This is a genomic window from Rhizobium sp. GN54, from assembly GCF_021026345.1.
Taxonomy (GTDB): Bacteria; Pseudomonadota; Alphaproteobacteria; order Rhizobiales; family Rhizobiaceae; genus Mycoplana.
In genome coordinates this window covers 612,680-638,655 of sequence record NZ_JAJNCZ010000002.1, presented here as the reverse complement: position 1 = coordinate 638,655, position 25,976 = coordinate 612,680, and the positions used below count along the sequence as shown (strand labels likewise).

Here is a 25,976-nt window from a genome sequence, read left to right as displayed (position 1 = left end):
CTGCTATTTCCTCTGCTCTCGGGAGGTATCGTCGTCTTCGTGCAGCCCCTTGGAGGCGGGCATCAGCACGCGGAACGTCGTGCGGTGGCCCTGGCTGTCGCACTCGATGATGCCGCCATGGCCGCCGATGATCTTGGCAACGAGCGCCAGCCCGAGCCCGGATCCGTTGGTCTTGGTGGTGATGAACGGATCGAACAGGTGCGGCAGGAGATCGGGAGGAACACCCGGCCCGTTATCGTGCACGCAGAACTCCAGGGGCAGCGAGACCTTCTCGCGCGTGCCGGCCACCGACAGGCGGATGCCCGGACGGTAGGCCGTGGTCAGCTGGATCTCGCCGTCCGGCCGGTCGCCGACGGCCTCGGCCGCGTTCTTGATCAGGTTGAGGAACACCTGCACGAGCTGGTCGCGATTGGCATAGACCGGCGGCAGCGACGGATCGTAGTTCTCGGTGATCTTGATGTTTCGGGCAAAGCCGGCGCTCGCCACCGCCTTCACGTGGTCGAGCACGGAATGGATGTTGAGCGCGACCCGGTCGACCGGCCGCTCGTCGGAGAAAACCTCCATGCGGTCGACCAGCGAGACGATGCGGTCCGTCTCGTCGCAGATCAGCCGCGTCAGCGCGCGGTCGTCGTCCTGCACCGAGGTCTCCAGCAGCTGGGCCGCGCCGCGAATGCCGGAGAGCGGATTCTTGATCTCGTGCGCCAGCATCGAGGCGAGCCCGGTCACCGAGCGGGCGGCGGCGCGATGGGTCAGCTGGCGATCGATCTTGTCCGCCATCGAGCGCTCCTGCAGCACGATCACCACCGAGCCCGGCGCGGTCGTAACCGGCGCCACGTAGAGATCGACGAGCTTGTCGGCGCCCAGCCGCGGCGAGCTGAGATCGACCCGGTACTCGTTGACCGCCGCCAGCCGCTCCCTCACCTGATCGATCAATGTGAGAAGAGGGCTTCCGAAAGGTATGAAATTGCTGACATTATGCCGCGACAGATGGCTGGCGCTGGCGCCGAAGAAGGATTCCGCCTCCCAGTTGGCGAAGGCGATATGCCCCTCCGCATCGACGAGGATGACGGGATGCTGGATGGCGTTCAGCACCGCCATGGCCAGTCCATTGCCGTCGGACTGCCGACGTTCGTCGTCTGTGCTGGTCATGCCGCCTTCTCTTCCGGTCGCACCGCCGTGCCGTGTTCGATCAGGGCCGCAGCCAGCCGGTCAGCCACAAAGCCGCTGTCCGTCGACGTCATCAGCGCGGCCTTCGCAGCGGGCTCCAGCCCGGGCGCATGACGATCCAGATACCAGCCGACGTGCTTGCGCGCGTGCCGGAGACCGGCGACGGCGCCGTGGAAATCGAGCATCATCCGGTAGTGTTCGACGGCAACGGCTGCGAGCGCTGCACCGCGGGGCGGCGCACAGGCACCGGCCAGCACCGCAGGCAGCCAGGGGCGCCCCTGCGCGGCACGCCCGACCATGACGGCATCGGCCCCGGAACGCCGCAGGATTTCGGCCGCGTCCTCGGCCGTATCGACGTCGCCATTGGCGACGAGCGGCACGGTGATCGCCTCGCGCACGGCTCGGATCGCATCCCAGTCGGCCCTGCCTTCGTAGAACTGCATGCGCGTGCGCCCGTGCACCGTGACCATCTGCACGCCGGCGGCTTCCGCGCGGGCGGCGATCTGCGGGGCGTTCAGGCTCTCGTGATCCCAGCCGAGCCGCATCTTGACCGTCACCGGCACCTTGACCGCCGCGACTGTCGCCTCGATCAGCCCCAGCGCATGGTCGGGCTCGCGCATCAGCGCCGAACCGGAATAGCCGCCGATGACCTTCTTGGCCGGGCATCCCATGTTGATGTCAATGATGTCGGCGCCATTGGCCTCGGCGAGCTTCGCCGCCTCGGCCATCCAGCCGGCGTCGCGTCCGGCCAGTTGCACCATATGCGGGCGAATGCCGCGGTTGCGGATCCGCGCCCAGGATTCGGGCGCATTGGCGGCAAGCTCGCGGCTCGCGATCATTTCCGTGACGACGAGGCCCGCACCGAAACGCCAGGCCAGTTCGCGAAAGGGCAGATCCGTGACGCCGGACATGGGCGCGAGCACGACGCGGTTTCGCAGCACTTGCTGCCCGATCGTCAGGGGATCTGAAAGGAACGCCGAAACCAAATGCTTATCTTTCAAGCAATATTAAAGCCTGCATTATTTTTAGCCATCTTTATGCCGCTTGCCAAGTCGTTTCGGCGGAGTGCCGCAATTTTCCGCAACGCGGCTGGCAAAGCGGCGGCGATCGTTCTAAACCGGCCGGAACGGCTCTACCGTGAGGGAACCAGGACAGGATGGGCGCACAGAAACCGATCAATTGCGGCGTGATCGTCGTCGCCGCCGGGCGTGGCGAACGGGCCGGATCGCATCCGGACGGCCCGAAGCAATATCGCCGGATCGCCGGAAGGCCCGTTATTTCCCATACCCTCGACGCCTTTGTCAAATGGGACCCCGCCTGCCGGATCGTCGTCGTCATCCATCCCGACGACCGCGACCTGTTCGACGCCGCGCTGGACCAGCTGAAGGGCGGCCGGGACCGGATCATCGCCGTGACCGGCAGCCGCACGCGACAGCAGTCCGTGCTCGCCGGCCTCGAGGCGCTGTCGCCCTTCGACGTTGACCAGGTGCTCATCCAGGATGCCGTCCGGCCCTTCGTCGAGAAGGCCCTGCTCGACCGGATCGCGGCCGCGCTTGCATCGGGCGAGTGCGCCGTCCTGCCGGCCGTCGCCGTCGCCGACACGCTCAAGCGCTCCGATGCCGCCGGCCACGTGCTGGAGACGGTGTCGCGCACCGGCCTCTTTGCCGCCCAGACACCGCAGGCCTTCCATTTCGCCACCATTCGCGACGCCCACCGGCGCGCCGCCGAGGACGGTCGCGACGACTTCACCGATGATGCTGCGATCGCCGAGTGGGCGGGCGTTCCCGTGCGTCTCGTCGAGGGATCGGCCGCCAACGTCAAGCTGACCCTGCAGAAGGACCTGATCATGGCAGACGAACGGCTCTCCGCGCCGCTTCCCGACGTACGCACCGGAAACGGCTACGACGTCCACCAGCTCGAGCCCGGCGACGGCGTCACGCTTTGCGGCGTCTTCATCCCGCACGACCAGAGGCTGAAGGGCCACTCCGACGCCGACGTGGCGCTGCACGCGCTGACCGACGCGCTGCTTGCCACTTGCGGCGCCGGCGACATCGGCGATCATTTCCCGCCCTCCGATCCGCAATGGAAGGGGGCGGCGTCCAGCATCTTCATCGAGCATGCGGCAAGGCTCGTCCGCGCGCGCGGCGGCACGATCATGAATGCCGACGTGTCGCTGATCGCCGAGGCGCCGAAGATCGGGCCGCACCGGGAGGACATGCGCCGCAGGCTGTCCGAAGTCCTCGGCATCGCGATCGAGCGCTGCTCGGTCAAGGCGACGACCAACGAGACGATCGGCTTCGTCGGCCGCCGGGAAGGGATCGCCGCGATCGCCACCGCCACTGTCGTTTACCGCGGACAGGCGTCATGAGCATGTGGCCGGACGATATCGAAAAGGCGGCCGCCCGGCTGATTTCCGATTTCACCGCGCGCGGGCTCCTGGTCGCAACGGCCGAATCCTGCACCGGCGGCCTCATCGCCGGCGCACTCACCGAGATCGCCGGCTCGTCCGCGGTTGTCGACCGCGGCTTCGTCACCTACTCCAACGAGGCGAAGACCACGCTTCTCGGGGTCCGGCCGGAGACGCTGTCGGCGCATGGCGCTGTCTCCGAAAAGACCGCGCGGGAGATGGCCGAAGGGGCGCTTTCAGCCTCGAAGGCCGACTGCACTGTCGCCGTCACCGGTATCGCCGGTCCCGGCGGCGGATCGCCGGAAAAGCCCGTCGGCCTCGTGCATCTGGCGGCGGCGCGCCGCGATGGCCGCGTGCTGCACCGGGCGATGCGCTATGGCGAGATCGGCCGCCACGAAATCCGCCTTGCCACGGTTCGTACCGCGCTGGAGATGCTGGCCGAACTCGGAGCCGACTGAACGCCAGTTTGCTTCAACGCTGCGGCGCGAAGCGGCGTGCGCCCGGAGCCGGCGCACCCGCCATCGACGCAGAGACGGACGAGGCGCCGCTGCCGGCAACACCCTTCTGGTCTGCAAAGACGAGAAAGGCGGCGACGGCCAGCGACAGGACGTTCAGTGCAAGAAGCCATCTCTGCATGCCCGAAACTCCAGCATCCCCCGACCCTTGCAGTCGTGACGGATGAGGCGGGCGATTTGTTCAGCTGCCGTAGATCGTATCGGCGCGCTTCTCGAAGGCTTCGGAGAACATGTGGAAGGCGCGGTCGAACATCGAGCCCATCAGCGCGCCGAGAATCCGGCTCTTGAACTCGTAGTCGATGAAGAAGTGCACGTTGCACCTGCCCTCGCCCAAGGGCTCGAACCGCCAGCGATTGTCGAGATAGCGGAACGGACCGTCCAGATACTTGACGTCGATCGCCTCTTCGGCGGGGTTGAGCAGCACCTGGGTGGTGAAGGTCTCGCGGATCGCCTTGTAGCCGACCGTCATGTCCGCCACCAGCAGTTCCCTGCCGTCGCGCTCCTTGCGCGAGCGGATGGCGAGCCCCTCGCAGAGCGGCAGGAACTCGGGATAGCGCTCCACGTCGGCGACGAGGGCATACATCTGTTCCGGACTGTGCGGCACCGGCCGCCGGGTTTCGAACTTTGGCATGGGCTGGAGATATTGAAACACGCGCCGCGAAACAAGATGGCGCGCACCGATCGCGACGCTTTCGCCCAGGCACAAGCCTCAGCCGGTCTCATCCATCGCCCGTTCATAGGCCGATAGGATGGCGTCGGCGGCAAGCTGCGCCTCCTGCTCGTCGGTCTGCCAGTTGCAGACCGACAGCCGCATGACCTGCCGGCCCCGCCAGACCGCGCCGCCGGCAAAGACCCGCCCATCCTTCTGCACCAGCGCGATCACCGCCTGCGTCAGCCGGTCGCCGGCGTCCGGCGAGAGCTTCGCCCCGAACCGCAGCACCACCTGGTTCAGTTGCACCCTGTTCAGCACCGCAATGCCGTTGTGCTCGGCCAGCCGTCCGGCCAGCGTCGCGGCGGCCCGGCAGTTCCGCTCGATCATGGCGGCGATGCCGCTGCGGCCAAGGTGGCGGATCATCGCCCAGGTGGCAAAGCCCCGCGCCCGGCGTGACAGTTCCGGCACATAGTGGCTCGGGTCGCGCTCGCCCGCCTCCGCCAGCGGCAGGTAGCTCGCCGCGATCGTCATCGCCCGGCGGTGCGCCATCTCGTCCCGGACGATCGCATAGCCGCTGTCATAGGGCGTCTGCAGCCATTTGTGCCCGTCGGTCGCCCAGCTGTCGGCCAGCTCGACACCTTCGGCGAGCGCACGCCTGTCGGCGCTGGCGCGCGCCCAGAGCCCGAACGCGCCATCGACATGCACCCAAGCGCCGGCGGCCTTCGCGAGCGGAATCAGCACGGCGAAGGGATCGAAGGCGCCGGTGTTGATCTGACCGGCCTGCAGGATGGCCAGCACCGGGCCGCTGTGCTTTGCCAGGGCTCGTTCGAAGGCGGCCGGGCGTATCCGTCCCTCCCCGTCCGTCTCGATCCGCACCACGCGATCGTGGCCGAGCCCGAGAAACTGCAGCGCCGAGAACACCGTGGTGTGCGCATCGTCGCCGATCAGGACAGTCAGCGGCGGCGCCCCGAACAGGCCGCGCGAATCCGGATCCCAGCCGTGCTCGCGCAGAACCGCACCGCGTGCCGCGGCCAGGCAGGTGAAATTGGCAACGGTGGCGCCGGTGACGAAGCCGACGGAGCTTTCGCGCGGCAGATCGAGCAGGTCGAGCAGCCAGCGCGCCGCGACGACCTCGGCGGCAGCCGCTGCCGGCGCTGCGGCATGATTGCCGGCGTTCTGCCCCCAGGCCGAGGCCAGCATGTCGGCAGCGACGCCGGCGGGATGCGAACCGCCGATCACCCAGCCGAAGAAGCGCGGCCCCGTCATCAGGTGGAGCCCCGGCTCGGCCATGACGACAAGTTGCATGATCACGCCTTCCGCGTCGGCACCGGCATCGGGCAACGGCTCGGAGAACATCGCGACGCTATCGGCATAGCCGCGCATCGGCCGGTGCGGCCGCTCGGCCACGGCGTTGCGGAAGCGCGCGGCCTCGGCCGCCGCCAGATGGAACAGGCTGTCGACTTCCATCCGCAATCCTCCCTGCGGATTGAGGACCGCCCCGGCGCGATATGCCGGACCCGGTTCGCCGCCCGCCTCCCCCGGCGCGCGGTCCGCACAGCCTACGCCTGCAAGCGGCAGCCGACAATCTCTTTGCGCGATTACTAATGTGACGATGGCGTCCGGCGCGGTGCCGACGCGCTGCAGGCGACGTCCCGATCGGTGAAGACCGGGGCATCGCCGGCGTTCGTCACAGCCTCCACCGCCATCGCCAGCCTGTCCGCCTCTGTCCGCGAGCGCAACACGACCACGGGCACCGCGGCGTGCTCGCCCAGCCGCGCCTCGATCTCCGGGCTCTCCGTCCGCTCGAAGTTCCAGATGTAGCGCAGAAATTCCAGGCTGATCCGCTCCGGGCAGCCATCGGCCATGTCCGGGCGCGTCCGGCCCCGGCATTTCAGCCAGCGCCCCAGCACTCCGCAGAGCGAGACCCGCCGCGGCGGCCGCATCCAGATGACGAGGTCGCTGCGCGGCAGCCGCAACGGCAGCGTGCCGGGACTGGTGCCGTCGATGATCCAGAAGTCTGTGGCCACAACCTCCCTCAGGCGCGCCAGCGCCTCGTCCCGCGGGCGCATCCGCCAGCCGGGCATCCAGAAGATCTCGCGGTCCATCGGGACGTGGCGCAAGCCGAGCGTTCCGGAAAGCCGCCGGGCGAGCGTGCTCTTGCCGCTGCCCGAGCAGCCGATGACGAGCACCCGCTTAGCCCGGCGCAGCCGCACGGTCGCCTCGTCGATCGTGATCGAAACCGTCATCGCCTGCTCCCGAACAGAAAAGCCCCGCCGTCGGATGGAGGGCGGGGCTTTAAGGGATAACGACGCGGATGTCTATTCGGCTGCAGCCAGGAGTTTCTTCTCGCGGGCGGCACGCAGGCGGGCGAAATCGTCACCGGCGTGGTGCGACGAGCGCGTCAACGGGCTCGAGGCGACCATCAGGAAGCCCTTGGTGTAGGCGACCGTCTCGTAGGACTTGAACTCGTCCGGGGTAATGAACGCCTCGACCTTGTGGTGCTTGCGGGTCGGCTGCAGGTACTGGCCGATCGTCAGGAAATCGACATCCGCGGTGCGCAGGTCGTCCATCAATTGCAGCACCTCGTTGCGCTCTTCTCCGAGGCCGACCATGATGCCGGACTTGGTGAACATGGTCGGATCCAGTTCCTTCACCCGCTGCAGGAGGCGGATGGAGTGGAAATAGCGCGCGCCGGGGCGCACCGTCAGGTAGTTGCCGGGCACGGTCTCCATGTTGTGGTTGAAGACGTCGGGCCTGGCCGCGACGACGCGCTCCAGCGCGCCGGGCTTCTTCAGGAAGTCGGGGGTGAGGATCTCGATGGTGGTGGAAGGCGACGCGGCACGGATCGCCCAGATCACCTTCTCGAAATGCTCCGCACCGCCGTCCTCCAGGTCGTCGCGGTCGACCGAGGTGATGACGACGTGGCTGAGGCCCATCTCCCGGACGGCCTTCGCGACGTTCTCCGGCTCGGCCATGTCGAGCGCGTTCGGCTTGCCGGTGGCGACGTTGCAGAACGCGCAGGCACGCGTACAGATCTCGCCCATGATCATGAAGGTGGCGTGCTTCTTGTCCCAGCACTCGCCGATGTTGGGGCAGCCCGCTTCCTCGCAGACTGTCACCAGCTTGTTTTCCTTCACGATGGAGCGCGTCTCCTGGTAGCCCTTGGAGACTGGCGCGCGCACGCGGATCCAGTCCGGCTTGCGCATGACCTCGTTGTCGGGACGATGCGCCTTTTCCGGATGCCGGAGGCGCTTTTCCTCGCCCGGGATCGTCCTGTCGAGAATGGTGACCATCAAAACCTGCCTTCAGCCGCTTCTTTCAATCGCATGTCGGCGCCTCTTGCGCGACATGCGTCCGAGCGGGATTTTTCGTCAACGCCTGACGAGTTTGGCGACAAATAGCAAAATGCACGAACCGACGAAACCCTGCACCAGGTAACCCAGCCAGCCGCTGGCGACATGGATGCCGGCAGCATCGAAGACCGCATTCGCTACCACCGCGCCCACCATGCCGATCACGATGTTCATGAAGATGCCGAACCGGATGTCCATCAGCTTGCCGGCGAGCCAACCCGCCAGCCCCCCGATGATGATCCCCGCAAACCAGCCCACTTCCATGCCGTTTGTTCCTTCGCATCTGTTCTTGTCGGGCCGCCAATCCGCCCCGTCGTCATATGGGCAAGCGCGACCCCGTCTGCAATTCGGCGTAGGCGCAAACGCACTCTCCGCCTTGATGCCTGCCACTCGCATGGCGGGAGCGAGGCCACCTCAATTCCGTCATGCCGGGCTTGATCCGGCATCCAGCCCGCGCAAGTCCGTGCGCGAGAAGAGCATTTCCGCGCCGCAGACGCGGCGCCACTGGATCCCGGATCAAGTCCGGGATGACGATCGAGGGTGGCTGACCGCTTTGCCCCAACCGCGAGAACCTGCGTCCGCGCCCCTCATCCGCCTGCCGGCACCTTCTCCCCGCCAGCGGGGAGAAGGACGGATGCCGCAATGCCCCCGCCGATCGCCAGCCGCGCGTGGGCCACGTCCCCTCTCCCCGCATGCGGGGAGAGGGCTAGGGTGAGGGGCAGCCCGAGGGCCCCGTGCCTCCCCTTACGCGTTCAGCGCCCGCCCGTAGGCGTCGAGCACGCTTTCCTTCAGCGTCTCCGAAATGGTCGGGTGCGGGAAGATCGTGTGCATCAGTTCTTCCTCGGTCGTCTCGAGGTTCATGGCGACGACGAAGCCCTGGATCAGTTCGGTCACCTCGGCGCCGACAAGATGCGCGCCCAGCAATTCGCCGGTCTTCTTGTCGAAGATCGTCTTGACGAGGCCCTGGTCCTCTCCGAGCGCAATCGCCTTGCCGTTGGCGACGAAGGGGAAGCGGCCGACGCGGATGTCGCGGCCCTGCTCCTTGGCCTTGGCTTCCGTCAGCCCGACGGAAGCGACCTGAGGGTGGCAGTAGGTGCAGCCCGGGATCTTCAGCTTGTCCATCGGATGGACGTTCGCCAGGCCCGCGATCTTCTCCACGCAGATCACCGCCTCGTGCTCGGCCTTGTGCGCCAGCATCGGCGGACCGGCGACGTCGCCGATCGCATAGATGCCCGGCACGTTGGTCTTGCCGTAGCCGTCGATGGCGATGAAGCCGCGGTCGGTCTTCACGCCGACCGCCTCCAGCCCGATATTCTCGATATTGGCCTGGACGCCGACGGCGGAGATCATCCGGTCGGCCGTGATCTTCTCGATCTTGCCGTCCTTCATCTCGACATGGGCAGTGATGGAATTCGCGCCCTTCTCCACCTTGGTGACCTTGGCCTCCAGGTGGATCTTCATGCCCTGCTTCTCGAACTGCTTCTTGGCGAGCGCCGAGATTTCCGCGTCCTCGACCGGCATGACCGTCTTCATCACCTCGACGACGGTGACGTCGACGCCGAGCGTGCGGTAGAACGAGGCGAACTCGATGCCGATCGCGCCCGAGCCCATGACCAGCAGCGACTTCGGCATTTCGGCGGGCTTCATCGCTTCGAAATAGGTCCAGATCAGCTTGCCGTCCGGCTCGATGCCCGGCAGCGCACGCGGGCGGGCGCCGGTCGCGACGATGATGTGCTTGGCGGTGTAGGTGCCCTCGGGCAGCACGTTCTTCGGCAGCGGCGCCTGCGGCTCGACCGGCTTCTTGGCGGTCTTGGAAACGACGATCTTGCCGGGCTTCGAAAGCTTCGCCTCGCCCCAGATGATGTCGACCTTGTTCTTCTTCATCAGGAAGCCGACGCCGCCGTTCATGCGCTGGGCGATGCCGCGCGAGCGGGCGACGATCGCCTTCAGGTCGGGCGTCACGCTGCCTTCGATCTTGATGCCGTAATCGCCGGGATGCTGGGCGTAATGGAAGATCTCGGCCGAGCGCAAGAGCGCCTTGGTCGGGATGCAGCCCCAGTTGGAGCAGATGCCGGCCAGGTGCTCCCGCTCGACGATCGCGGTCTTCAATCCGAGCTGGGCGGCGCGGATCGCGGCGATATAGCCGCCGGGACCCGAACCGATGACGATGACGTCGTAGGCATTCGACATGAGCGCTTCCACTCCTCTTTTCTTCTGCGGCGATCCCCGTTTGCGAGAACCGTCCGTCGTTGTCGCAGGAGCGGAAGCGGTCTTCCGCCCTCAGGGCTGCTCTTCGAAGGCCTCGAAACGCCCGAGCAACCCGTAGATTTCGTCCTTCAGCCGCATCCGCTCCTTGCGCATGTCCGTCATGCGAAAGTCGTCCACCGGCTCGATATCCGTCTCGGCCCGATGGATCGCCCGGTTCACCGCGTCGTACTCGTCGGCGATGCGGTTGAAGTGACCATCGACCTCCCGCAGATGCCGGATCGCGCCGACATATTCGGGGAATTCATCTGCCAGCTTGTGCGGGGTATTCGACATGGCGCATCTCCTTCTTGGCGTCGATGCAACAAGCCTAGCCCCCCGGGGCTTTCACTCCTTGATCCCCATCAAACGTCTCTTCGCAACGGTTGATGGCATTGCGCTTCTCAAAGCCCGAGCATCATGCGCACGACCGGCTCCAGCCCGCGTCCGATGGCGCGCGTGTTCTCCGCGTCCAGATGCACGCCATCGAGCGGCGCGGTCCTGGCCACCGAGCCCGCATCGAAGAAGCCGCAGCCCTTCTCGTCGGCGAGGTCCGCATAGAGCGTCGCCAGCATCGCCGACTGCTCGACGCCACCGGAAAACATCGCTGCAAAGGCCGTGTTCGCCGTCTCGCAGAGCGGCGGCGGCGAGACGATCAGGATCTCCGGCTGCTCCGTGCCCTCGAACGACCAGGCATGATGCCGCACGAGATCGACCAGCCGCTCCATGCCCCGCATCGCACCGAAGGCCGTGCCGCAGACGATCGGCTTCATGTCGTTGGCGCCGAGCATGAGGACGACGAGATCGATCGGGTCGTGGCTGTGCAGGATCGTCGGCAGGATCCGCGCGCCGTTCCTGTCGCAATCGGCGAGATGATCGTCATAGGCGGTGGTGCGGCCGTTCAGGCCCTCGGCGATCACCTGCACGCCGGGCCCGAGCGCCTTTGCAAGCACGCTCGGCCAACGGTCCTCCGGCGCATGGCGCCCGAACGTCTCCGCGTCATAGCCCCAGGTGAGGCTGTCGCCATAGCAGAGGACCGTTTTCATGGCCGAACCACTCCGTTAGACGAGCATCCCCATCGGGCTTTCGATGTAGCGCTTGAAAGCGGAAGCAAGTTCCGCCCCGAGCGCGCCGTCGATGACGCGGTGGTCGAAGGCGAAGGTCGCCGTCATCACCGTGCCCACCTTGATCTCGCCGTTCTTGACGACCGGCTTCTCCACGCCGGCGCCGATCGAGACGATCGAGGCTTGCGGCAGGTTGATGATCGAGGTGAAGTTCGACACACCGAACATGCCGAGGTTGGATACGGACGTGGTACCGCCCTGGTATTCCTCGGGCTTCAGCTTCTTGTCGCGGGCGCGGCGAGCCAGGTCCTTGACCTCGTTGGAGATCACGGAGAGCGCCTTTTCCTCGGCCTTGCGAACGATCGGCGTGATCAATCCGTCCGGGATCGAGACAGCCACGCCGACGTCGGCATGCTTGTGCAGGACACGCGCGGTCGACGTCCAGGAGGCGTTCGCCATCGGAACGTCGCGCAGCGCCAGCGCCATCGCCTTGATGATGAAGTCGTTGACCGAGAGCTTGAACGCCGGAACCTCGCCCTTGTCCGTCTTCTTCATCGGCGTCGACGCATTGATCTCGGCGCGCAGCTTGAGAAGCGCGTCGATCTCGCAATCCATCGAGATGAAGTAGGACGGAACCGTCTGGCTCGACTCGGTCAGGCGCGAGGCGATCGTCTTGCGCATGCCGTCATGCGGCAGCAGCTCGTAGGAACCTTCCGCAAACAGCTTCAGCACGGCATCGTCCGAAGGACCCTTGGCCATTGCGGCGGCCGGCGCTGCGGCAGCAGCCGGCGCGGGCGCCTTTGCGCCGCCGCCCGCAACCGCGGCCTCGACGTCGGCCTTTACCACGCGCCCATGCGGACCGGAGCCGGCAATCGCTGCGAGATCCACGCCCGCTTCCTTCGCCAGCCGGCGGGCCAGCGGCGAGGAGAAGACGCGCTTGCCGTCGGCCTTGGGAGCCGGCGTGGCGGCGGCGGGTGCAGCATCCGTCACCGGCTTCTCGGCCGGTGCGGCGGCAGCCTTCGGCGCCTCGGCCTTGGCCTCTGTCTTTGCGGCCTCCGCCTTTGGAGCCGGCGCCGCATCACCGCCAGAACTGGCCGCAGCCTTGACGTCCTCACCGTCCGCAGCCAGAACCGCGATCAGCGAATTGACCTTGACGCCTTCGGTGCCGGCCGGAACGACGATCTTGGCGACAACACCCTCGTCGACGGCTTCCACTTCCATGGTCGCCTTGTCGGTCTCGATCTCGGCGATCACGTCGCCGGACTTGACGGTGTCGCCCTCCTTCACGAGCCACTTGGAGAGATTGCCCTCCTCCATGGTCGGCGACAGGGCAGGCATGGTGATGTTGATCGGCATGTCTCCGCCCTCCCGTTATTTGTAGCAGACGGTCTTCACCGCCTGGACGACTTCGCCGACGTTCGGAAGCGCGAGCTTCTCGAGGTTGGCCGCATACGGCATCGGCACGTCCTTGCCGGCGATCGTCAGGATCGGCGCGTCCAGATAGTCGAACGCCTGCTGCATGACGCGGGTGGCGATCTCGGTGCCGACCGAGTTCTGCGGATAGCCTTCCTCGACGGTGACGAGGCGGCCGGTCTTCTTCACCGATTCGATGATCGTCGGCAGGTCCATCGGACGGATGGTGCGCAGGTCGATCAGTTCGACGTCGATGCCGTCCTTCTCGAGTTCGGCGACCGCCTTCGTCGCATAGGTCATGCCGATGCCGAAGGAAACGACGGTCGCGTCCTTGCCGGCCTTGTGGATGCGGGCCTTGCCGATCGGCAGCACGAAATCATCGAGCTTCGGCACGTCGAAGTGCTGGCCGTAGAGGATCTCGTTTTCCAGGAAGATGACCGGGTTCGGATCGCGGATCGCAGCCTTCAGCAGGCCCTTGGCGTCGGCCGCCGTATAGGGCATGACGACCTTGAGGCCCGGAATGTGGCTGTACCAGGCGGCATAGCACTGCGAGTGCTGGGCGGCGACGCGGGCCGCAGCGCCGTTCGGGCCGCGGAAGACGATCGGCGCGCCCATCTGGCCGCCGGACATGTAGAGCGTCTTGGCGGCGGAGTTGATGATCTGGTCGATCGCCTGCATGGCGAAGTTGAAGGTCATGAATTCGACGATCGGCTTCAGGCCGGTCATCGCCGCGCCAACGCCGACGCCGGCGAAGCCGTGCTCGGTGATCGGGGTGTCGATGACGCGGTTGGCGCCGAATTCCTGCAGCAAGCCCTGCGTGATCTTGTAGGCGCCCTGGTATTCGGCGACTTCCTCGCCCATGACGAAGACGTCGCCGTCGCGGCGCATCTCTTCGGCCATGGCGTCGCGCAGTGCTTCGCGAACGGTGGTGGAGACCATCTCGGTGCCGGCCGGAATGTCCGGATCGGCAGCGACTTCGACCTTCGGTGCGGCCGGGACCGATGCCGCAGCCGCTGTGGCCGGCGCCGGCTTCGGCGCCTCGACCTCTGCACCCTTCGGCCCGGCCTCGACCTCGTCCTCGCCGACACCCTTGCCGAGTTGGTCCACGTCCTCGCCTTCCTCGGCGAGCAGCGCGATCAGCGTGTTCACCTTCACGTTCTCGGTGCCGGCGGGCACGACGATCTTGGCGATCGTGCCCTCGTCGACGGCTTCCACTTCCATGGTCGCCTTGTCGGTCTCGATCTCGGCGATCACGTCGCCGGCCTTGACGCTGTCACCCTCGTTCTTGAGCCACTTGGACAGCGTGCCCTCTTCCATCGTCGGTGACAGGGCGGGCATGAGAATATCGATTGGCATGGTGTTTCCTCCGCCCGGGTCAGATCAGAATGTCGGTGTAGAGCTCGGAGACATCCGGCTCCGGATCGGACTGGGCGAAATCGGCCGAATCGGCAACCACGTCGCGGACGTCCTTGTCGATCTGCTTCAACTCGTCCTCGGAAGCCCACTTCTTCTCCAGGAGGCGTGCCCGCACCTGCTCGATCGGATCGTGCTCGGAGCGCATCTTCTGCACCTCGTCCTTGGTGCGATACTTCGCCGGGTCGGACATGGAGTGGCCGCGATAGCGGTAGGTGAGCATTTCCAGGATGATCGGCCCCTTGCCGGCGCGGCAATGCTCGACCGCCTCGTCGGCGGCAGCCTTCACGGCGCGGACATCCATGCCGTCCACCTGGTAGCCCGGAATGTTGAAGGAGGCGCCGCGCTGGGAGAAATCGGTCTGGGCGGACGCGCGCGAGACGGCGGTGCCCATGGCGTAGCGGTTATTCTCGATGATGTAGATCACCGGCAGCTTCCAGAGAGCGGCCATATTGAAGCTCTCGTAGACCTGGCCCTGGTTGGCCGCGCCATCGCCGAAATAGGCGAGCGAGACATTGTCGTTGCCGCGGTAGCGGTTGGCGAAGGCAAGCCCGGTGCCGAGAGACACCTGCGCGCCGACGATGCCATGACCGCCGTAGAAGTGCTTCTCCTTGGAGAACATGTGCATGGAGCCGCCCTTGCCCTTGGAAAGGCCGCCCTGGCGTCCGGTCAGTTCCGCCATCACTCCGCGTGCGCTCATGCCGCAGGCCAGCATGTGGCCGTGGTCGCGGTAGCCGGTAATGACCTGGTCGCCGTCCTTCAGCGCCATCTGCATGCCGACGACGACGGCTTCCTGGCCGATGTAGAGGTGACAGAAGCCGCCGATGAAGCCCATGCCGTAAAGCTGGCCCGCCTTCTCCTCGAAACGCCGGATCAACAGCATTTCGCGGTAGGCGTTCAGATCCTGTTCCTTGGAAAAGTCGACGATTGTACCGCCGTTGAAGTCTTTCTTGACAGGTTTTGCCGCTGTTTTGCGGCTCGATACGGTCGCGGTCTTGCGCGGAGCCATACAATCCTCCCGAGTTTCTGCCATTGGCGGCAACATAGGGGAAGAAAGCGGCCTCAGCAATGCCATAAATGCATGGCTAGCATTCGCTCTAAATATTTGAAATTGTTCAAATATTTGAAATTAACCTATTTCAGGTTAATCGTCGAAATCAGTGAAAAATCACGATTTCGTCGACCCGGGACATGTTCAGTGCGAAGCGTGCCTTTTCGTCCAGCATGTCCCTTTCCAGCGAGCCGTCGCTCATCAGCGCCACCTCGCGCTCGAGCCGCCTGCGCTCGCCGACCAGCACGTCGAGCTTGGCCTGCCGCGTCACCCGGGTGCGCTCGAACCGCTCCATCGCCCGCAGGCCGAAATCACCGTGGACGGAATGATAGCTGAAATAGGAGAGAAAGGCGACGGTGATCGCCGGAACGATGAACCGGCCGAGCCGGCGCTTCTTGTGATGCTTGGTCCACATGGAAAAGTCCCGATACGCAGTACGGAGACACTCTAGCGCCGATCGGTTAACCGAGCGTTGACCATGATGGAATTGGAAATGCCGGACGATCGCCCCTCATCCGCCTGCCGGCACCTTCTCCCCGCAAGCGGGGCGAAGGGAATGCGTGGCAAATGCTTTGCCCCTTCGCAAACCGTTCAAAGCGTGCCTGGCCGGGTTCGATTCTGGGCGATGAGGGAGATCAGAACTGCGGCCATTGTCCCCTCTCCCCGCTTGCGGGGAGAGGGCTAGGGTGAGGGGCAAGACGCAATGCCGAACGGATCCCGTCCGGCGGCCCCAAAAAATCAGTGCAGCCTTACCCGCGCAGGATCGAGCGGCCGGCGTATCTCGCCTGCGGGCCGAGCTGCTCCTCGATGCGGATCAGCTGGTTGTACTTCGCGGTCCGGTCGGAGCGGGCCAGCGAGCCGGTCTTGATCTGGCCGCAGTTGGTGGCGACGGCGAGGTCGGAGATGGTGGAATCCTCGGTCTCGCCCGAGCGGTGCGACATGACCGCGGTGTAGCTGGCCTTGTGTGCGGTTTCGACCGCGTCCAGCGTCTCCGACAGCGAGCCGATCTGGTTGACCTTGACGAGGATCGAGTTGGCGACGCCCATCTTGATGCCGTCGCGCAGGCGGGCCGAATTGGTCACGAACAGGTCGTCGCCGACGAGCTGGACCTTGGAGCCGATCTTGTCGGTCAGCGCCTTCCAGCCGTCCCAGTCGTCCTCGGCCATGCCGTCCTCGATCGAGAAGATCGGATACTTGGCGGAAAGCTCGGCGAGGTAGTCGGCCATAGCGCCCGGCTCTAGCGTGCGGCCTTCGCCTTCGAGCACGTACTTGCCGTCCTTGAAGAACTCGGTCGAGGCGCAGTCGAGCGCGATGAACATGTCGTCGCCCGGCTTGTAGCCGGCTTTCTCGATCGACTTCATGATGAAGTCGAGCGCGGCCGGCGCCGACGCCAGCCCCGGCGCGAAGCCGCCCTCGTCGCCGACATTGGTGTTGTGGCCGTCGGCGGCGAGCTGCTTCTTCAGCGTGTGGAACACTTCCGAACCCATCCGGACGGCGTCGCGGATGGTGTCGGCGCCAACAGGCACGATCATGAACTCCTGGAAGTCGATCGGGTTGTCGGCATGCGCGCCGCCGTTGATGATGTTCATCATCGGAACCGGCAGGACGCGGGCGTTCGGGCCGCCGACATAGCGGTAGAGCGGCAGGCCGGAGGCGGCCGCAGCGGCCTTGGCGACGGCGAGCGAGACGCCAAGGATGGCGTTGGCGCCGAGGCGCGCCTTGTTCGGCGTGCCGTCGAGCTCGATCATCGCCTCGTCGATCGCGATCTGGTCCTCGGCCTCGAGGCCGCCGATCGCCTCGAAGATCTCGCCGTTGACCGCATCAACGGCGCGCTCGACGCCCTTGCCCAAGTAGCGGGTGCCGCCGTCGCGCAGTTCGACCGCCTCATGCGCGCCGGTGGAGGCGCCCGAGGGAACCGCGGCGCGGCCGAAACTGCCGTCCTCGAGGTGAACGTCCACTTCGACGGTCGGGTTGCCGCGGCTGTCGAGGATCTCGCGGCCGATGATGTCGATGATTGCGGTCATGGTTTTCTTCCCTGTGTATGAGCGGGTCAGCGGTGATCTAATCGATTGAAAGCTCTTAATCGAAGCCGACGGAATTGCAAGCGCGCCATCTCCGGCTAACCGAGCCTTGTGACACCATCGTGATGACGGTGCCACGTCCCCGGGTCAGCCCTTGGCGACGGCGTCGAAGGCCAGCAGCTTTTCCAGAAGCCGCGGCATGTCCTTCAGCGGCACCATGTTTGGTCCGTCCGAGGGCGCGTTGTCCGGATCCTCGTGCGTCTCGATGAAGACGCCGGCGACGCCGACGGCGACCGCCGCCCGCGCCAGCGTCTCGACGAACTCGCGCTGGCCGCCGGAGGAACCGCCCTGCCCGCCCGGCTGCTGCACGGAATGGGTGGCGTCGAACACGACCGGCGCGCCGAGCGCGGCCATGATCGGCAGCGAGCGCATGTCGGAGACGAGCGTGTTGTAGCCGAAGGAGGCGCCGCGTTCGCAGAGCAGCACGTTCGGATTGCCGCTGTCGGTGAATTTCGCCAGCACGTTCTTCATGTCCCAGGGCGCCAGGAACTGCCCCTTCTTGACGTTGATGACACGCCCGGTCTTTGCGGCCGCGACGAGCAGGTCGGTCTGGCGCGACAGGAAGGCCGGGATCTGCAGGACGTCGACGGTCGGCGCCACCAGGGCGCACTGTTCCTCGGTGTGAATGTCGGTCAGGACCGGAAAGCCGAATTCCGCCTTCAGGTCGGAAAAGATCTCCATCGCCTTCTCCAGGCCGATGCCGCGCTTGCCCGAAAGCGAGGTGCGGTTTGCCTTGTCGTACGACGACTTGTAGACGAGGCCCATGCCGAGCTTGCCGCACAGTTCCTTCAGCGTGCCAGCGATCATGAAGGCATGGTCGCGGCTCTCCATCTGGCAGGGACCGGCGATCAGCGTCAGCCGCTCCTTCTGCGAGAACGTGACCTTGCCCCTGCCTTCCCCGGCGGTGACGACTGCATTGGTTTCCATATCAATCTCCAAAGACGAAAAGGGCACCCTGCCCCGGCGCGGCCGGCACCAGCAGGCGGCCGCCGCGCTCCACATATTCGATGGCGTTGTCTTCCAGATGCCTGCGGCAGCGACCGAGATCCTCCACCCGGAACACCACCGCCTCGCCCTTCAGCCCGCGATCGGTCGACTTCGGCTCGATGCCATAGAAGCCCTGCATCCCGGCGAAATTGAGCACGCTGATGCGGCCGCGCGGCGTATCCACGCTCATGCCGAAGGAATGGGCCTCGACCTCGCGCTCGTCCGCAGCCGTCTGCAGTAGATACTGGAAATCGGTCGGGTTCTGCTCCGACAGCACCACCTCCGACAGCGCAACGGCACCGTTGGGATGCCGCTCCAGCGCCTTGCGATCCGAAGGCAGGGCGACGAGCCGCTGCGAGGCGAAGAAGAAGAAATCGGGCGAGCGTACATCGGCGGCAAAGGCGAGCCGGAAGCTGCCGGTGGCACTGCTGCCGTCGGGCAGCTGCATGTCGCGCGAGAATTCCAGCATCCCGCCGCCAGAAAGACCCTCGGCCCGATAGCGGGCGTCGTCGCCGCGCGCGTCCTCGCTCGCCATGGCGATCCCCGAAAACCCTTCGGCGCCGCGGCGGAAGCGGAAGGCCTGGTCCCGTCCGACGAAGACGTTGCCCGCCCGCGCCGCTGCCTCGCAGTCCTCGCGGTTGGCGATCCCGAGCGGTTCCAGATAGCTGCCGTCGGCGAGAAAGACGCAGCAATTCTCCGTGCCGAAAGGATGGTGCGCATCGGCTGCGACCGTGAAACCCAGCATAGTCAGCCGTTGCCGCGCCGCCGCGATCTCGCTGACCGGCAGGACCAGGTGATCGATCGGACGCGCTGTCTTTGGCTTCGCACGCATGAAGGGGATCCGGGGCTCATCCATTGGCCCGTGCTTTGCCCTTTTTGGAACCGCATTGCAAGGGCGGCGCATGCGGGCGGGCGCGGGGGCGGAAAAGCATCCGCTAAACTACCGTAACGTCAGGTTGCAACCCACCTCGGCGGCACAAAATAAAGCTGTTGATTACCCCCGGCCGCCTCGTTCGGTGCATCATCCCGTTTTGACAATTTTGCCGCGAGCGGCTTACCTGCTCGCGACAAGGCCCGGAAGCGGGCCAACCATGCGAACATGCTGAAATACGGAAGTAAATGCGCAGTTCGAGGCCCCTGGGGCGGGGTGACGGATTGCAAGACAGTTTGACGTCGCCCAGGGGCTGAGGGATGGTCATGAACCTTTTTCGTCGTAGTGAGGACAGCGGCCGGCATGCCGCCAATCCTGCAACCCGGTACGGGCCGGATGGACATGCCACGGGCGGCACGTCCGTATCCGCTTCGTCGCCCGTCGATCCGCTGGCGCCTGCCGCATCCGCCGATCCGCTCGACTTCGAGGCCTTCGGCCTGGCGCTGGAGGAAAACAAGCAATCCTCCGAGGAGCTCGTCACGACGCTCGTCCACGTGCAGGATCGCGTGTCGACGCTGGTCACCGGCCATGCGCGCCTGCTGTCGGAAGTCGGCGGGCTACGATCCGAATGCAACCGGCTCGGGTCGCTTCTGGAGCACGAGACAGGAACCCGCAAGAGGCTTGAACAGGACAACGGCCGGCTTGCCTCCGACAACAAGGAGGTCCGCGCCAGCAACGCCCAGCTGCGTGTCGAGATCGACGCGATCCGGCAGGAATTCGTCAAGCTCCAGGCGCTGCACGGTGTCACCTGCGAAGAACTCTCCATCGTGGAGATGCGGCTGGCCGATGCCGAACGCGAGATGTCCGACAGGAGCGGCCAGTTCGACGAGGCGAACGCGCTGATGAAGCGCACCCAGAGGGAGCTGGAGATCCGCAGCCGCGAACTCTCGGCGCTGCGGGAGAAATTCGACGTCGAATCCACCGCCCACCAGTTGCTGATCGAGACCTCGCGCCGGGAGACCGCCGCGCAGGCGCGCGAGTTGACGCGCCAGAACGAGGAAAGGAGCCAGCTGAAGAACACGCTGACCCAGCAGGAATCCCTCGTTCGCAGCCTGCAGGCGAACGTCACCGGTCTTCGCCAGGAGATCACCGTTCTAGAGGAGAAGAACCGCAACCTCGAAGAGGAGCTGGAGGGCGTCCAGAACACGACCGCACTGCAGATCGCGCACATGAACACGCGTCAGGAGGCGATCGGCTCCAAGGCGGAACTGGCCGAGAAGCTGCTGGCGACCGCCAATGGCCGCAACCGCATGACGGACGAGGAACTGCGCACGACGCGGGCCGAGCTGAAACGAACCAAGAGCGAGATGCAGTCGACCACCGCCCGCGCCGAACGGCTGGCGGACGAACTGGCGCGCGCCCGTGCCGTCGGCAGCGAAAGCGAGAATGCCCGCCGCGACCTCGCCATGCAGAACGGCGAACTCACGCTGAAGCTGCGCGAATTCGAGGGTGTGCGCAACCAGCGCGACCGCGACTGGGAGGAAGCACGCCGTGACATGGAGACGCGCGCCGATACCGACCGCCACGAGATCAGCCAGTTGCGCACGAGCCTCGAGATCGCCAAATCTGAGATCCGCCAGCTCCGCACCGATCGGGCGATCCTGACGGGTCAGCTGGAGGCCGCCCGCGGCGACCGCGCCGGCAATGGCCCCGCGACACTCCTCCAGGAGAGCGACCTCGAACCGGTGCCGTCGATGGCGCGCAGCGGGGCGTCGCAGCCGATCATCGATATCTCGGAGAATTCCCGGCGCGGCCGAGCCACGCCGGGTGACGCGCCAGCAATCGGCGACAGGCTGCAGACGATGGATGTCAGCGAGTTGCCGCCGGCTGAGTGAAGCCAGCCGGATTGCCGGCGGGGGACATGACGTCCCCCGCCGGCAACGTTTATCGTAAGATCGCCCCCCGGTCCTGATCGACCGGCGGGCGACTTTTCGCCGGAATAATCCGGCCGCCTCAAACGTGAGAGCGAAAGACCCCGGTTGGCCGGAAAGAGACGCAGGCCGGGCCCGGACCAGAAACACGAGCAAGATGGCGACAGACACAGACGTGGCATCCCCTGACCGGACATCCGCCGACACGCACCGCCGCGGCCGCCACCCGATCGCCGGTCCCGTCTCGACGCTGATCCTGCTGTTTGCCCGTGCGGTCACCGCCGTCCGCGCCAACTGGTCGCCCGCCGGCCCGCCGGCGCGCCAGCACGTCTATTTCGCCAACCACAGCAGCCATGGCGACTTCATCCTGATCTGGACCGTCCTGCCGCCGCGCGAGCGCCGCCGGACACGGCCGGTGGCCGGCGCGGAATACTGGCTGAAATCGCGGCTGACGCGCTTTATCGGCCGCGACGTCTTCAACGCGGTGCTGATCGAGCGCCAGCAGGAGACCCGCAGCGAAGATCCGGTCGCCCGCATGGCCGGCACGCTCGACGAAGGCGCCTCGCTGATCCTCTTCCCCGAGGGGACCCGCAACCAAACCGAAGATCCGCTGCTGCCGTTCAAGAGCGGGCTTTATCACCTGTCGAGGCTGCGGCCGGACGTCGAGCTCGTCCCCGTCTGGATCAGCAACCTCAACCGCGTCATGCCGAAGGGCGAGTTCGTGCCGATCCCGCTGATCTGCACCGTGACCTTCGGCGAGCCGCTGCGCGTGCACGCCGACGAGCCCAAGCAGGATTTCCTCGACCGCGCCCGCGCCGCCCTCCTGTCGCTCTCGCCGCACACGGACACCGCCGCATGACCGAGGCCCGCTCCGATCTCCTCACGCTCGTGCTCGGCATCTGCGCCTTCCTGATCGTCGCGACCGTCATCGGTCAGGTGCTGCAGCGCCGGCTGTCGCCGGATCGCAGCAATGCCTCCATCGAGAACCTGAACGCACGCATCAACGCGTGGTGGGTCATGGTGGCGCTGATCGGAATTGCGTTTCTGGCCGGTCGTGCCGGCGTGATCGTCCTCTTCGCCTTCTGCTCGTTCGCAGCCTTGCGCGAATTCGTGACGCTGACCCGCACCCGCCGCGCCGACCACTGGGCCCTGGCCGCCGCCTTCTTCGTCGTGCTGCCGGTGCAATATTATTTGGTGGCGACCGACTGGTACGGCCTCTATGCGATCTTCATCCCCGTCTATGCCTTCCTGCTGATGCCGATCGCAGCGGTCCTGCGCGGCGACACGGAGCGGTTCCTCGACCGGGTCGCCGAGGTCCAGTGGGCCCTGATGATCTGCGTCTTCTGCATTTCCCACGTGCCGGCCCTGCTGACGCTGCAGATCCCGGGCTACGAGGGGCGCAACGTCCTGCTGATCGCCTTCCTCGTCATCGTCGTCCAGATGAGCGACGTGCTGCAATATGTCTGGGGCAAGCTCTTCGGCCGCACCAGGATCGCCCCGCGCCTGTCGCCCTCCAAGACCGTCGAGGGCTTCCTCGGCGGCGTGGCGAGCGCGACGCTGATCGGCGCGGCGCTCTGGTGGATTACGCCATTCACGCCGCTGCAGGCCGGACTTCTAGCACTTGTCGTGACCCTGATGGGCTTTTTCGGCGGGCTCGTCATGTCGGCGATCAAGCGCGATCGCGGCGTCAAGGACTGGGGCCATATCGTCGAGGGTCACGGCGGACTGATCGACCGGCTCGACTCGGTGATCTTCTCCGCACCGGTCTTCTTCCATATCGTCCGCTACGGCTGGTCGCTGGCATGACCGGCGCCGTCCGCCGGCTGGCCGGCAGCAGCCTCGGTCACATGGCGGGTGCCTTTCTCGCCATGGGCGGGGCGCTGTTCGCCAACCGCGATCACGGCCTGTCCCGGATGCTGACGGCCGGCGCCGTGCAGGGCATGCTCTCCGCGCTGATCACGCTGTTCCTCAAGTCCATGATCGAGCGGCTCGCCCGAAACCTTGAGGGTGCGGCAGCGCTCTTCGCGCCGCCCGCCGTCGCGATCGCCGTCTCGGCCACGTTGCTGCTCGCGGTTCACCTGCTCGCCAGTACGCCGGAATTGGCGGGCACGATCGCCCTTCCCCTGCTCGTCTCGACGGGCTATGCCGCCCTCTACAGCTATTCGCTCTACCGCAAGGAGCAGCGCACGCCATGACCGCCAGTGGAGACCGCCGCCCCCTTTCCAGCCGCGATACGCAATGGGCGAGGTCGATCGCCCGCGCGCTCGCCGCCCGGTCGATCACGCCCAACCGCATCTCGCAGGCCAGCATGGCCGCGGCCGCCTTTGCCGGCGCCTGCTTCTGGCTCGCGCCACCGCAGGAAGGCGCCCTCGCCGTCATTCTGCTGCTCGGAGCAGCCCTCTTCTGCCAGTTGCGCCTGCTCTGCAATCTCTTCGACGGCATGGTCGCCGTTGAGGGCGGCAAGGCCGAGGCCGACGGGCCCTTCTGGAACGAGTTCCCCGACCGGATCGCCGACATCCTCATCCTTGCCGGCGCCGGCTACGGCATCGGCCTGCCTGCACTCGGCTGGTCGGCCGCCGCCTTCGCCGTGCTGACCGCCTATATCCGCGAACTCGGCCGCGCCAGCGGCGCCCCCGGCGACTTCTCCGGCCCGATGGCCAAGCAGCACCGCATGGCGGTCATGACAGCGGCTGCCGTCCTCTCGGCGCTCGCGGTCGCCTGGGACCGGCAGCAGGCGATCATCGAGGCAGCCCTCTGGATCGTCGCCGTGGGCGCAGCGCTCACCGCGCTCCGGCGCGGGCGCACGCTGGTCCGCAGGCTGCGCAACGGCGGCTGAACCTGGAGGAACCACCGGTACGCGGATACGGAAGCGCTCGGCGCTACCGCCGCGCAGCAGCCTGCTGACAAACACGTTCCTGTCGACGAAATCTCGCACTTCTCGTCACCCCGGACCTGATCCGGGGTCCAGCCGCGCCGCGTCCGCGGTGCGAAAAGTGACTTATCGCGCAAGGACTTGCGCGGGCTGGATACCGGCTCAAGGCCGGTAAGACGAGGGCATTGGTGGGCGGTTCGACAACATGGACGCCGGGGGCAAGGCTTTCTCCGCGGGACAACCCGGCCCACCGGGCCACAGAAACAAAAACCTTGCTTGCGAGGTCTACACCAGTCGCGACTGCTCCAGCGCCGCCTCGATGAAGCTTGCAAACAGCGGATGCGGATCGAGCGGGCGGCTCTTCAGTTCGGGATGATACTGCACGCCGATGAACCAGGGATGGTCGGCATATTCGACCGTCTCCGGCAACACGCCGTCCGGCGACATGCCGGAGAAGACGAGCCCGCAGCTTTCGAGCCGGTCCTTGTAGTCGACGTTGACCTCGTAGCGATGGCGATGGCGCTCGGAAATGTCGGTGGAGCCGTAGACGTCCGCAATCTTCGTGCCGGACTTCAGCGATGCGCGGTAGGCGCCGAGCCGCATGGTGCCGCCGAGGTCGCCCGATGCGGTACGCTTCTGCAGTTCGTTGCCCTTCACCCACTCGGTCATCAGGCCGACGACGGGCTCCTCGGTCTTGCCGAACTCCGTCGAGGACGCCTTTTCGATGCCGGCCAGATTGCGCGCCGCCTCGACGACCGCCATCTGCATGCCGAAGCAGATGCCGAAATAGGGAACCTTGCGCTCACGGGCGAAGCGCGCCGCATTGATCTTGCCTTCCGACCCGCGCTCGCCGAAGCCGCCGGGAACGAGAATGCCGTGCACCTTCTCCAGGTAGGGCGCCGGGTCCTCCTTCTCGAACACTTCAGATTCGATCCAGTCGAGCTTGACCTTGACGTGGTTGGCGATGCCGCCGTGGTGGAGCGCCTCGATCAGCGACTTGTAGGCGTCCTTCAGGCCGGTGTACTTGCCGACGATCGCGATCGTGACTTCGCCTTCCGGCGTCTTGATGCGTTCGGAGACGTTCTGCCAGGCCTCCAGCCGCGGCTTCGGCGCCGGCTCGATGCCGAAGGCGGCCAGAACCTCGTCGTCGAGACCTTCCTTGTGGTAGGCGAGCGGCACGTCGTAGATCGAGGCCACGTCCAGCGCCTGGATCACGGCGGTGGGGCGCACGTTGCAGAACAGCGACAGCTTCCTGCGCTCGGCCTCCGGGATCTCGCGGTCGGCGCGCACGAGCAGGATGTCGGGATGGATGCCCATCGCCTGCAGTTCCTTCACCGAATGCTGCGTCGGCTTGGTCTTCAGCTCGCCGGCCGCCGGGATATAGGGCATCAGCGTCAGGTGCACGTAGACGGCGGTGCCGCGCGGCAGGTCGTTGCCGAGCTGGCGGATCGCCTCCATGAACGGCATCGCCTCGATGTCGCCGACAGTGCCGCCGATCTCGCAGATGACGAAGTCGTAGTCCTCGTTGCCCTCAATGACGAAGTTCTTGATCTCGTTGGTGACGTGCGGGATGACCTGGACGGTGGCGCCGAGATAGTCGCCGCGCCGCTCCTTGTCGATGATGTTCTTGTAGATGCGGCCGGTGGTGATGTTGTCGGTCTTCGTCGCCGAGCGGCCGGTGAAGCGCTCGTAGTGGCCGAGGTCGAGGTCGGTTTCCGCCCCGTCGTCGGTGACGAACACCTCGCCGTGCTGCGTCGGGCTCATCGTGCCCGGATCGACGTTGAGATAGGGGTCCAGCTTGCGCAGGCGGACCCGATAACCACGGGCCTGCAGCAACGCTCCGAGAGCGGCGGCGGCAATTCCTTTTCCGAGGGAAGAAACCACGCCGCCAGTGATGAATACATATCGCGCCATGGGAGTCACCGGATACCTTTTCAAAAATGATTCCGCCACCG

General features: G+C 66.0%; 26 protein-coding genes. 7 read left to right on the top strand and 19 right to left on the bottom strand.

All coding sequences use genetic code 11. The features are described from left to right. Window positions 1-3 precede the first annotated feature (3 nt). Window positions 4-1,149 (bottom strand): two-component system sensor histidine kinase NtrB, encoded by a 1,146-nt coding sequence (locus LQK81_RS09055; protein ID WP_230805502.1) that lies wholly within the window; start codon window positions 1,147-1,149, stop codon window positions 4-6. Beyond that, complete coding sequence (gene dusB / locus LQK81_RS09050) at window positions 1,146-2,168, bottom strand: tRNA dihydrouridine synthase DusB (RefSeq protein ID WP_442967095.1); 1,023 nt, start codon at window positions 2,166-2,168, stop codon at window positions 1,146-1,148. Before dusB ends, LQK81_RS09055 begins: the two co-directional genes overlap by 4 nt. Before the next feature lie 155 nt (window positions 2,169-2,323). Between dusB and LQK81_RS09045 the strand changes: the two genes are divergently transcribed. Both LQK81_RS09045 and LQK81_RS09040 read left to right on the top strand, forming a co-directional pair. Next, window positions 2,324-3,535, top strand: coding sequence for a bifunctional 2-C-methyl-D-erythritol 4-phosphate cytidylyltransferase/2-C-methyl-D-erythritol 2,4-cyclodiphosphate synthase (locus LQK81_RS09045; RefSeq protein WP_230805498.1), 1,212 nt, complete (start codon window positions 2,324-2,326; stop codon window positions 3,533-3,535). A gap of 2 nt (window positions 3,536-3,537) precedes the next feature. After that, window positions 3,538-4,032: a CinA family protein gene (locus LQK81_RS09040; RefSeq protein ID WP_230805646.1), complete on the top strand. Its 495-nt coding sequence runs from the start codon at window positions 3,538-3,540 to the stop codon at window positions 4,030-4,032. A 13-nt stretch (window positions 4,033-4,045) separates the two neighbouring features. On the opposite strand, the gene LQK81_RS09035 is transcribed toward LQK81_RS09040, so the two are convergent. The 16 genes from LQK81_RS09035 to LQK81_RS08960 all read right to left on the bottom strand — a co-directional run bounded on the left by LQK81_RS09035 (window position 4,046) and on the right by LQK81_RS08960 (window position 19,179). Then, window positions 4,046-4,210, bottom strand: a complete 165-nt coding sequence (locus LQK81_RS09035; RefSeq protein WP_230805496.1) for a hypothetical protein — start codon at window positions 4,208-4,210, stop codon at window positions 4,046-4,048. Between the two features lie 60 nt (window positions 4,211-4,270). Further along, window positions 4,271-4,720, bottom strand: coding sequence for a type II toxin-antitoxin system RatA family toxin (locus LQK81_RS09030; protein WP_230805494.1), 450 nt, complete (start codon window positions 4,718-4,720; stop codon window positions 4,271-4,273). Window positions 4,721-4,798: 78 nt separating this feature from the next. Then, window positions 4,799-6,208, bottom strand: coding sequence for a pyridoxal phosphate-dependent decarboxylase family protein (locus LQK81_RS09025; RefSeq protein WP_230805492.1), 1,410 nt, complete (start codon window positions 6,206-6,208; stop codon window positions 4,799-4,801). A 134-nt stretch (window positions 6,209-6,342) separates the two neighbouring features. Next, window positions 6,343-6,987, bottom strand: coding sequence for an AAA family ATPase (locus LQK81_RS09020; RefSeq protein ID WP_230805490.1), 645 nt, complete (start codon window positions 6,985-6,987; stop codon window positions 6,343-6,345). 72 nt (window positions 6,988-7,059) lie between these two features. Then, complete coding sequence (lipA, locus tag LQK81_RS09015) at window positions 7,060-8,034, bottom strand: lipoyl synthase (RefSeq protein WP_230805488.1); 975 nt, start codon at window positions 8,032-8,034, stop codon at window positions 7,060-7,062. A 78-nt stretch (window positions 8,035-8,112) separates the two neighbouring features. Continuing rightward, window positions 8,113-8,358 (bottom strand): GlsB/YeaQ/YmgE family stress response membrane protein, encoded by a 246-nt coding sequence (locus LQK81_RS09010; RefSeq protein WP_230805487.1) that lies wholly within the window; start codon window positions 8,356-8,358, stop codon window positions 8,113-8,115. 480 nt (window positions 8,359-8,838) lie between these two features. After that, window positions 8,839-10,284 carry a dihydrolipoyl dehydrogenase gene (gene lpdA / locus LQK81_RS09005; RefSeq protein WP_230805485.1) on the bottom strand — a complete coding sequence of 482 codons (1,446 nt, stop codon included), beginning with the start codon at window positions 10,282-10,284 and terminating at the stop codon, window positions 8,839-8,841. A 90-nt stretch (window positions 10,285-10,374) separates the two neighbouring features. Further along, on the bottom strand, window positions 10,375-10,635 hold the full coding sequence (locus LQK81_RS09000) for a YdcH family protein (protein ID WP_230805483.1): 261 nt from the start codon (window positions 10,633-10,635) through the stop codon (window positions 10,375-10,377). A gap of 107 nt (window positions 10,636-10,742) precedes the next feature. Next, on the bottom strand, window positions 10,743-11,384 hold the full coding sequence (locus LQK81_RS08995; protein WP_230805481.1) for an SGNH/GDSL hydrolase family protein: 642 nt from the start codon (window positions 11,382-11,384) through the stop codon (window positions 10,743-10,745). 15 nt (window positions 11,385-11,399) lie between these two features. Further along, entirely contained in the window at window positions 11,400-12,758 is a 1,359-nt protein-coding gene (locus LQK81_RS08990; protein ID WP_230805479.1) for a pyruvate dehydrogenase complex dihydrolipoamide acetyltransferase, read from the bottom strand. Between the two features lie 15 nt (window positions 12,759-12,773). Continuing rightward, a complete protein-coding gene (locus LQK81_RS08985; protein WP_442967104.1) occupies window positions 12,774-14,132 on the bottom strand; it encodes a pyruvate dehydrogenase complex E1 component subunit beta in 1,359 nt (452 codons plus the stop codon). A 58-nt stretch (window positions 14,133-14,190) separates the two neighbouring features. Beyond that, window positions 14,191-15,237, bottom strand: a complete 1,047-nt coding sequence (gene pdhA / locus LQK81_RS08980) for a pyruvate dehydrogenase (acetyl-transferring) E1 component subunit alpha (protein ID WP_230805475.1) — start codon at window positions 15,235-15,237, stop codon at window positions 14,191-14,193. 148 nt (window positions 15,238-15,385) lie between these two features. Further along, complete coding sequence (locus tag LQK81_RS08975) at window positions 15,386-15,694, bottom strand: FtsB family cell division protein (protein WP_230805473.1); 309 nt, start codon at window positions 15,692-15,694, stop codon at window positions 15,386-15,388. A 334-nt stretch (window positions 15,695-16,028) separates the two neighbouring features. Further along, complete coding sequence (gene eno / locus LQK81_RS08970) at window positions 16,029-17,303, bottom strand: phosphopyruvate hydratase (RefSeq protein WP_230805471.1); 1,275 nt, start codon at window positions 17,301-17,303, stop codon at window positions 16,029-16,031. 144 nt (window positions 17,304-17,447) lie between these two features. Next, window positions 17,448-18,287: a 3-deoxy-8-phosphooctulonate synthase gene (gene kdsA, locus LQK81_RS08965; protein WP_230805469.1), complete on the bottom strand. Its 840-nt coding sequence runs from the start codon at window positions 18,285-18,287 to the stop codon at window positions 17,448-17,450. A 1-nt stretch (window position 18,288) separates the two neighbouring features. Next, window positions 18,289-19,179 carry a VOC family protein gene (locus LQK81_RS08960; protein ID WP_230805467.1) on the bottom strand — a complete coding sequence of 297 codons (891 nt, stop codon included), beginning with the start codon at window positions 19,177-19,179 and terminating at the stop codon, window positions 18,289-18,291. A 365-nt stretch (window positions 19,180-19,544) separates the two neighbouring features. Between LQK81_RS08960 and LQK81_RS08955 the strand changes: the two genes are divergently transcribed. The 5 genes from LQK81_RS08955 to LQK81_RS08935 all read left to right on the top strand — a co-directional run bounded on the left by LQK81_RS08955 (window position 19,545) and on the right by LQK81_RS08935 (window position 23,985). Continuing rightward, window positions 19,545-21,113: a hypothetical protein gene (locus LQK81_RS08955; protein WP_230805465.1), complete on the top strand. Its 1,569-nt coding sequence runs from the start codon at window positions 19,545-19,547 to the stop codon at window positions 21,111-21,113. 193 nt (window positions 21,114-21,306) lie between these two features. Then, entirely contained in the window at window positions 21,307-22,008 is a 702-nt protein-coding gene (locus tag LQK81_RS08950) for a lysophospholipid acyltransferase family protein (RefSeq protein WP_230805463.1), read from the top strand. Continuing rightward, complete coding sequence (locus LQK81_RS08945) at window positions 22,005-22,955, top strand: phosphatidate cytidylyltransferase (protein ID WP_230805461.1); 951 nt, start codon at window positions 22,005-22,007, stop codon at window positions 22,953-22,955. Before LQK81_RS08950 ends, LQK81_RS08945 begins: the two co-directional genes overlap by 4 nt. Next, entirely contained in the window at window positions 22,952-23,344 is a 393-nt protein-coding gene (locus LQK81_RS08940) for a hypothetical protein (protein ID WP_230805459.1), read from the top strand. The genes LQK81_RS08945 and LQK81_RS08940 overlap by 4 nt, the downstream gene beginning before the upstream one ends. Then, window positions 23,341-23,985 carry a CDP-alcohol phosphatidyltransferase family protein gene (locus LQK81_RS08935; protein WP_230805457.1) on the top strand — a complete coding sequence of 215 codons (645 nt, stop codon included), beginning with the start codon at window positions 23,341-23,343 and terminating at the stop codon, window positions 23,983-23,985. The genes LQK81_RS08940 and LQK81_RS08935 overlap by 4 nt, the downstream gene beginning before the upstream one ends. Window positions 23,986-24,306: 321 nt before the next feature. Here LQK81_RS08935 and LQK81_RS08930 read toward each other — a convergent pair whose 3' ends face one another. Then, complete coding sequence (locus tag LQK81_RS08930) at window positions 24,307-25,935, bottom strand: CTP synthase (protein ID WP_230805455.1); 1,629 nt, start codon at window positions 25,933-25,935, stop codon at window positions 24,307-24,309. Between the last annotated feature and the right edge of the window lie 41 nt (window positions 25,936-25,976).

Excerpts from the sequence above, each read along its gene's own strand:
- LQK81_RS09055 (WP_230805502.1), bottom strand. The coding sequence starts at position 1,149 with ATGACCAGCACAGACGACGAACGTCGGCAGTCCGACGGCAATGGACTG.
- LQK81_RS09045 (WP_230805498.1), top strand. The coding sequence starts at position 2,324 with ATGGGCGCACAGAAACCGATCAATTGCGGCGTGATCGTCGTCGCCGCC.
- LQK81_RS09040 (WP_230805646.1), top strand. The coding sequence starts at position 3,538 with ATGTGGCCGGACGATATCGAAAAGGCGGCCGCCCGGCTGATTTCCGAT.
- LQK81_RS09035 (WP_230805496.1), bottom strand. The coding sequence starts at position 4,210 with ATGCAGAGATGGCTTCTTGCACTGAACGTCCTGTCGCTGGCCGTCGCC.
- LQK81_RS09030 (WP_230805494.1), bottom strand. The coding sequence starts at position 4,720 with ATGCCAAAGTTCGAAACCCGGCGGCCGGTGCCGCACAGTCCGGAACAG.
- LQK81_RS09025 (WP_230805492.1), bottom strand. The coding sequence starts at position 6,208 with ATGGAAGTCGACAGCCTGTTCCATCTGGCGGCGGCCGAGGCCGCGCGC.
- LQK81_RS09020 (WP_230805490.1), bottom strand. The coding sequence starts at position 6,987 with ATGACGGTTTCGATCACGATCGACGAGGCGACCGTGCGGCTGCGCCGG.
- lipA (WP_230805488.1), bottom strand. The coding sequence starts at position 8,034 with ATGGTCACCATTCTCGACAGGACGATCCCGGGCGAGGAAAAGCGCCTC.
- LQK81_RS09010 (WP_230805487.1), bottom strand. The coding sequence starts at position 8,358 with ATGGAAGTGGGCTGGTTTGCGGGGATCATCATCGGGGGGCTGGCGGGT.
- lpdA (WP_230805485.1), bottom strand. The coding sequence starts at position 10,284 with ATGTCGAATGCCTACGACGTCATCGTCATCGGTTCGGGTCCCGGCGGC.
- LQK81_RS09000 (WP_230805483.1), bottom strand. The coding sequence starts at position 10,635 with ATGTCGAATACCCCGCACAAGCTGGCAGATGAATTCCCCGAATATGTC.
- LQK81_RS08995 (WP_230805481.1), bottom strand. The coding sequence starts at position 11,384 with ATGAAAACGGTCCTCTGCTATGGCGACAGCCTCACCTGGGGCTATGAC.
- LQK81_RS08990 (WP_230805479.1), bottom strand. The coding sequence starts at position 12,758 with ATGCCGATCAACATCACCATGCCTGCCCTGTCGCCGACCATGGAGGAG.
- LQK81_RS08985 (WP_442967104.1), bottom strand. The coding sequence starts at position 14,132 with ATGGAAGAGGGCACGCTGTCCAAGTGGCTCAAGAACGAGGGTGACAGC.
- pdhA (WP_230805475.1), bottom strand. The coding sequence starts at position 15,237 with ATGGCTCCGCGCAAGACCGCGACCGTATCGAGCCGCAAAACAGCGGCA.
- LQK81_RS08975 (WP_230805473.1), bottom strand. The coding sequence starts at position 15,694 with ATGTGGACCAAGCATCACAAGAAGCGCCGGCTCGGCCGGTTCATCGTT.
- eno (WP_230805471.1), bottom strand. The coding sequence starts at position 17,303 with ATGACCGCAATCATCGACATCATCGGCCGCGAGATCCTCGACAGCCGC.
- kdsA (WP_230805469.1), bottom strand. The coding sequence starts at position 18,287 with ATGGAAACCAATGCAGTCGTCACCGCCGGGGAAGGCAGGGGCAAGGTC.
- LQK81_RS08960 (WP_230805467.1), bottom strand. The coding sequence starts at position 19,179 with ATGCGTGCGAAGCCAAAGACAGCGCGTCCGATCGATCACCTGGTCCTG.
- LQK81_RS08955 (WP_230805465.1), top strand. The coding sequence starts at position 19,545 with ATGAACCTTTTTCGTCGTAGTGAGGACAGCGGCCGGCATGCCGCCAAT.
- LQK81_RS08950 (WP_230805463.1), top strand. The coding sequence starts at position 21,307 with ATGGCGACAGACACAGACGTGGCATCCCCTGACCGGACATCCGCCGAC.
- LQK81_RS08945 (WP_230805461.1), top strand. The coding sequence starts at position 22,005 with ATGACCGAGGCCCGCTCCGATCTCCTCACGCTCGTGCTCGGCATCTGC.
- LQK81_RS08940 (WP_230805459.1), top strand. The coding sequence starts at position 22,952 with ATGACCGGCGCCGTCCGCCGGCTGGCCGGCAGCAGCCTCGGTCACATG.
- LQK81_RS08935 (WP_230805457.1), top strand. The coding sequence starts at position 23,341 with ATGACCGCCAGTGGAGACCGCCGCCCCCTTTCCAGCCGCGATACGCAA.
- LQK81_RS08930 (WP_230805455.1), bottom strand. The coding sequence starts at position 25,935 with ATGGCGCGATATGTATTCATCACTGGCGGCGTGGTTTCTTCCCTCGGA.